This window comes from Dyadobacter koreensis, assembly GCF_900108855.1.
Taxonomy (GTDB): Bacteria; Bacteroidota; Bacteroidia; order Cytophagales; family Spirosomataceae; genus Dyadobacter; species Dyadobacter koreensis.
Window position 1 is genome coordinate 136,037 of the sequence record NZ_FNXY01000005.1, and the last position, 6,000, is coordinate 142,036.

6 protein-coding genes are annotated in these 6,000 nt (G+C 41.5%); 5 read left to right on the top strand and 1 reads right to left on the bottom strand.

All coding sequences use genetic code 11. The features are described 5' to 3' along the window. The first annotated feature begins 29 nt into the window (after window positions 1-29). The 5 genes from BMY70_RS16150 (at window position 30) to BMY70_RS16170 (ending at window position 4,839) form a co-directional block, all read left to right on the top strand. Entirely contained in the window at window positions 30-266 is a 237-nt protein-coding gene (locus tag BMY70_RS16150; protein WP_015813362.1) for an acyl carrier protein, read from the top strand. Window positions 267-308: 42 nt separating this feature from the next. Then, a complete protein-coding gene (gene fabF / locus BMY70_RS16155) occupies window positions 309-1,562 on the top strand; it encodes a beta-ketoacyl-ACP synthase II (RefSeq protein ID WP_090336875.1) in 1,254 nt (417 codons plus the stop codon). Between the two features lie 14 nt (window positions 1,563-1,576). Continuing rightward, window positions 1,577-2,323 carry a ribonuclease III gene (rnc, locus tag BMY70_RS16160; RefSeq protein WP_090337817.1) on the top strand — a complete coding sequence of 249 codons (747 nt, stop codon included), beginning with the start codon at window positions 1,577-1,579 and terminating at the stop codon, window positions 2,321-2,323. Window positions 2,324-2,665: 342 nt separating this feature from the next. After that, a complete protein-coding gene (locus tag BMY70_RS16165) occupies window positions 2,666-3,097 on the top strand; it encodes an Hsp20/alpha crystallin family protein (RefSeq protein WP_090336877.1) in 432 nt (143 codons plus the stop codon). A gap of 203 nt (window positions 3,098-3,300) precedes the next feature. Beyond that, window positions 3,301-4,839, top strand: a complete 1,539-nt coding sequence (locus tag BMY70_RS16170; protein ID WP_090337818.1) for a Do family serine endopeptidase — start codon at window positions 3,301-3,303, stop codon at window positions 4,837-4,839. Between the two features lie 96 nt (window positions 4,840-4,935). Here the strand turns inward: BMY70_RS16170 and BMY70_RS16175 are convergent. Beyond that, on the bottom strand, window positions 4,936-6,000 hold a 1,065-nt coding region (locus BMY70_RS16175), incomplete at its 5' end, for a pseudouridine synthase (protein WP_229209645.1).

A 6,000-nucleotide genomic window follows, 5' to 3' on the forward strand; every position in this document is an offset into this window, starting at 1 on the left:
TGCGATTTTAACCAAAAAGTGTTTACAAAATGTCAGCAATTGCAGAAAGAGTTAAGCAAATTATCGTCGAGAAACTCGGCGTAGAAGAGTCGGAGGTAACGCCAGAAGCAAACTTCCAGAACGACTTGGGAGCGGACTCTCTAGATACCGTTGAGTTGATTATGGAATTTGAGAAAGAATTCAACCTTTCTATTCCTGATGATCAAGCCGAGAACATTGGTACAGTTGGTCAGGCTGTTGCATATCTGGAAGAAAACGTAAAATAGTTTACGCTTTCCAGTATCATCTTCTTTTTCTGTCCCTATTTTATGAGTTTTAAGCGAGTTGTAATTACCGGTATGGGCGCATTGACGCCTATTGGAAATGATGTTGCCACCTATTGGAAAAATTTAGTTGCGGGCGTCAGCGGTGCTGCGCCTATAACAAGGTTTGATGCCGAACGGTTTCGAACCCGTTTTGCCTGCGAGGTAAAAGGGCTGGACATACATGATTACATTCCGCGTCAGGAAGCTCGTAAAATGGATCCATTTACCCAGTATGCCGTAATTGCAACTGACGAAGCAATGAAGGACGCCGGCTTTGACGCAGATACACTTGATCTCGACAAAGCCGGTGTAATTTGGGGTTCGGGAATCGGTGGTTTGAAAACATTTGAGGATGAAGTTCTGAACTTCTCAGATGGTGGAAGAAATCCACGTTTCAACCCATTCTTTATTCCGAAAATGATTGCTGATAGCGCATCGGGAGTTCTTTCCATTCGTTACGGCTTTCGCGGACCAACTTTCATTACTGTTTCTGCATGTGCTTCTGCAACCAACGCGCTGATCGATGCCTACAATTATATCCGTTTGGGTATGATGAATGTATGTATTTCAGGAGGTTCCGAGGCGGCGATTACTAATGCGGGTGTGGGTGGTTTTAATGCTTTGAAAGCATTGTCAGAAAATAATGAGTCGCCTGAAACAGCGTCACGTCCTTACGATAAAGACAGAGATGGATTTGTTTTGGGAGAAGGTGGTGCAGCGTTGATTCTTGAAGAGTACGAGCATGCCAAAGCTCGCGGCGCTAAAATTTACGCCGAAATGATCGGCGGAGGTATGTCTTCTGATGCATACCACATTACTGCCCCACATCCTGAAGGACGTGGTGCTTACATGGTAATGAAAAATACACTTGAAAATGCCGGATTAAAGCCTGAAGATATTGACTATATCAACACGCACGGTACTTCAACACCAATCGGTGATCCACAGGAAATCAAAGCCATTGAGAAATTCTTCGGTGAGCATGCTTATAACATGAACATCAGTTCTACCAAATCCATGACCGGGCATTTGCTTGGAGGAGCTGGAGCAATTGAAGCAGCAGCATGTATCATGGCAATTCAGGATCAAATTATTCCACCGACGATCAACCACTTTACGGATGATCCGGAGATTAACCCACGGTTGAACCTTACTTTCAACACAGCACAAAAACGCAAGGTCGATATAGCCCTAAGTAATACTTTTGGTTTTGGCGGTCATAATGCTTCTGTTATTTTCAAGAGGTTCGAGGAATAATTAACTTATTGATTTTGGCAAAACGAATTCTTTTACCGATCCTCGCTTTATTTAGAACCGGAAGTCCTGAGGATAAGAAATTTAAGGAATCTATTGCGCATGTTATTGGTGACCGCCCATCAAATTTGGGTGTATACCAACTAGCATTTCGTCATACATCTGCCTCTCGTGAAACAGCGATCAAGGGTTTTCGTGAATCAAACGAAAGACTTGAATATCTGGGCGACGCGGTGCTGGGGATGGTTGTTGCCGAATTTTTATTTACCAAATATCCCTACAAAGACGAAGGATTTCTTACTGAAATCCGTTCCCGGATCGTTAATCGTGAATCGCTAAACCAGATTTCCCGTAAATTAGGTTTAGACAGACTTATCGAATACGATGGAAACCGTCGCGGTATGTCGCCAAGATCCTCTATGTATGGCGATGCGCTGGAAGCCTTTGTCGGAGCGATTTATCTGGATAAGGGGTTTCGTTTTACCCGTAAATTTATTATCAGCAAGTTGCTGACGCATTACGATCTGGATGATATTATCCAGAACAATATTAACTTCAAAAGCCTTATCATCGAATGGGCGCAACGGGAAGGCAAGGAAATCCGCTTCGAAATTTTGGAAGAACGCGGTACACGTCATCACCGTGAATTTATCTCTCAGATTTTAGTAAACGACGAGCCGTTCGCTGTTGGTAATGGCTTTACCAAGAAAAAGGCCGAACAATCTGCGTCAGAAAGAGCTTGTGAACAATTAGAGCTCAAATAAAACACTTCTTATTTCCAAGTTTGCTTTTGTCAAATGCTAGTTGAAAAATATTTCAAATTAGCGTAGTATTCATGTTGTCTGCTTAAAACTTTCCAGCGCCTCAAATTGAGTTTGGTGATATATTTCATTGAAATCAAAAGGCACTTTTATCGCCTGATGACATTTTGAAGCTTCCTAGCCATTGAATTAGGACAAAATGACATGTATTTTTTGATTTTGGAATATTTAGTGCCATTATGTCTTGTTTTTATTTGTGTTTTTGAGTCGGTACAGATATTTTAAATTATCCGTCATATCGCAACGGTTCTAAATTTAAAATCACAAAATTAAAACCTTATAAAAATGAGCACATTAGTAAAAACCCACTTCGCAAATCCTAAATTGTATAATGGATTTTTTGGCAAAGAAGCATTGAATGAATTTTTCGCTCCTGCTTATGCCGGAAGTATTCCTGCGGTCAACGTTGTTGAAAGCAAGGAAGGATTCAGGATTGAAGTTGCTGCGCCTGGTTTGCAAAAATCAGATTTCAAATTAAATCTTGAAAAGAATCAGTTGACAATTTCGGCTCAGAAAGAACAAAAAGAAGAAGAAACAACTGAAAAGTATTCCCGCAGAGAATTCAGATATGGTTCTTTCCAGAGGACTTTTAATTTACCAAATTCGGTAAATGGTGAAAAGATCGCTGCAACTTATGCAGATGGTATTCTTAATATCGAACTTCCTAAACGCGAGGAGGCAAAGGAAAAGCCATTACGTGAAATCGAAATTGCTTAAAATTTAATTTTGGAAAAGGCGTTATTTATCATGAATAACGCCTTTTTTATCGGGTTGTGCATAATTATTCCCGACAAAGATGTTTTAGTGAATTTTCAGATTCATACCTTTGTTAAAATATGTTAAATGGTCATACGGAGGGAATAAATTATAAGTTAGTTTACGTTATTCAATCAATAAAATTATAACCCCAACAGATGGATATGAAAACAAACTGGAAAGCTCTGGTTTTGGTTGGGCTGCTTTCGAGCGCAACAACCCTTGCAGGCTTCAAACTTTTAAGTTCAGATAGTGAGAGAGATGTAATCTTCAAAGAATCTCCTGCGGAATCGCTGGCACGTTTTACGTCGAGTGGTGCACCTGCCGGGTCTCCTGGTGATTTTGTTTATGCTGCGGAAGCGACCACGCCGACCGTTGTGCATATCAAATCAACCATGACAAGAACTTCGCGTGGAGGTCAGGGTGATATTCCGGATATTTTCCGCGACTTCTTTGGAGATGATTTCGGTGGCGGTTCTCGCGGACCTCAATCTTCCGAAGCATCGGGTTCAGGTGTTATTATTTCTCCTGACGGATACATAGTAACAAACAACCACGTAGTTGAGGGAGCTCAGGAACTGGAAGTTACGCTTTCAAATAAAAGCAAACTTCGTGCAAAAGTTATAGGTACCGATCCATCGACAGATATCGCTGTGATTAAGGTAGAGTCAAAAAATCTGCCAGCGGTTACTTTTGGGAATTCGGATGCTGTAAAAGTTGGAGAATGGGTAGTTGCGGTTGGTAATCCTTTTAATCTGGAATCAACTGTTACTGCCGGTATAATTAGCGCAAAGGGACGCGGTTTAGGAATTATCGGCCAGTCGCAGAATCGTCGTTACGGAAATGCCAGACCAACAGCCGCAACAGCCGGAGACTCGCCTCTTGAATCATTTATTCAAACAGATGCTGTGGTGAACCCTGGTAATAGTGGTGGTGCTTTGGTAAACCTGAAAGGAGAACTAATCGGGATTAACACGGCGATTGCCAGTCCGACAGGAAGTTTTGCAGGATATGCCTTTGCAGTTCCTTCCAGTATTGTGAAGAAGGTTTCCGGAGATTTAGTAAAGTTTGGAAACGTTCAGCGAGGATATCTTGGTATATCATTGGATGAGCTGGATAGCCGTAAGGCAGAAGAATATGGTGTAAAGGTGAACGACGGTGTTTACGTACGTGACTTTACTGAAAACAGTGCAGCGAAAGCAGGTGGTATTACAAAAGGTGATGTGATTGTAAAAGTGGATGGATTGAACACACATTCAATTCCTGAACTGCAGCAATCAATTGGTCTTCATAAGCCTGGTGATAAAGTTGTTGTGACTGTAAACCGTAATGGTACTGAAAAAGATCTTAATGTGACTTTGCGAAACCGCACGGGTGGGTCTGATGTGATCAAACGCGACGAATCGGCTGCTGTTATGACGACGTTGGGTGCACAGTTTGGTAATCTTACAGATCAGGAGAAACAACGCCTTACGCGTTATAAAGTAGACGGTGGTGTAAAAGTTCTTTCGATTGACGGAGGAAAACTAGCCAGAACGGGTGTGGAAGAAGGTTTCATCATTACCAAAGTGAATGGCAAACCAGTTAAATCAGTTAAAGAACTTGAAGCTTCGCTTGCCGGAAAATCGGAATCAATGGTTCAATTTGAAGGTTTGTATGCAGATGCACCGTATGATGTTTATTCGTTCGGATTCAGGATGTAATAAAATTCAGCTGATAGCCTCAGCTGGATAAATACGACACAAAAAAGGTCTTGGAATCAATTCCAAGACCTTTTTTGTATGGGTATTTGAAAATTATTAAAGCATAAATTTCAATCTCACAACTTCTTTTTCACTCAGGAAACGCCATTTACCTCTCGGTAAATCTTTTTTATCTAACCCGGCGAAAACAGTACGATCGAGTTTTTGTACTTCATAACCCAGATGTTCGAACATACGACGGACAATCCGATTTTTTCCGCTGTGAATTTCTAGTCCAACAACCATGGCATCTGGCGTAACAATTCCTAGTTCGTCAGGTTTTACAAAACCATCTTCCAATTCCAAACCAGCCTGAAGCAATTCGAAATCTTCTGTTGTTATTGGTTTGTCAAGTTCAGCCTGATAGATCTTCTTGATTCCGTTTGAAGGGTGCGTCAGCTTTTCAGCCAGTTCTCCATCGTTTGTCATCAAAAGTAATCCGGTTGTGTTTCTGTCCAAACGACCTACCGGATAAATACGCTCAAAACAAGCTCCTTTGATTAAATCCAAAACTGTTTTACGTTCCTCAGGATCGTCAGTTGTGGTGATATAATCTTTTGGTTTGTTAATCAATACATAAACCAGTTTTTCACGGCTTAATGCTTTCTTGCCAAACTTAACTACGTCAGATGTTTCAACTTTATGACCCATCTCCGTAACAACTTTTCCATTTACAGAAATTTGTCCCGATGCGATCAAGTCATCTGCTTCGCGACGGGAACAAATACCGGCGTTGGCAATGTATCGGTTCAAGCGCATTTCAGAACTTTCCTGCTTTCTTTTTGCGCCTGGTTTTTTATCGTAACCACTTAAATCATAACGAGGAGCAGTTTCAAATCTTCCAACACGACGGTTCGCGGCTTCTTCTGCAAGCCGTTTTTCAGTTTCGGGATCTTTCGCAACTACCTCTTTAAAATCGCTTTTTTTTTTAAAAGCGGGTTTTTCGTGTCTTCCATTTGAAGGAGTAGGTTTGAAAGAACGCGGCGCATCGCTGCTTCTTTCTGAACGAGGTTTACCGAAACCTGGTTTATCAAAACTTCTTCCTTCTGATCTTTCTCTTGGTCTGTCCTGACCGGGCGCAAATTCACCTCTGGGTTTAAAACCGCGGGAATCACCATCACG

What these genes read in the sequence shown, in the direction of transcription:
- BMY70_RS16150 (WP_015813362.1), top strand. Translation starts at nt 30, where the DNA reads ATGTCAGCAATTGCAGAAAGAGTTAAGCAAATTATCGTCGAGAAACTC.
- fabF (WP_090336875.1), top strand. Translation starts at nt 309, where the DNA reads ATGAGTTTTAAGCGAGTTGTAATTACCGGTATGGGCGCATTGACGCCT.
- BMY70_RS16165 (WP_090336877.1), top strand. Translation starts at nt 2,666, where the DNA reads ATGAGCACATTAGTAAAAACCCACTTCGCAAATCCTAAATTGTATAAT.
- BMY70_RS16170 (WP_090337818.1), top strand. Translation starts at nt 3,301, where the DNA reads ATGAAAACAAACTGGAAAGCTCTGGTTTTGGTTGGGCTGCTTTCGAGC.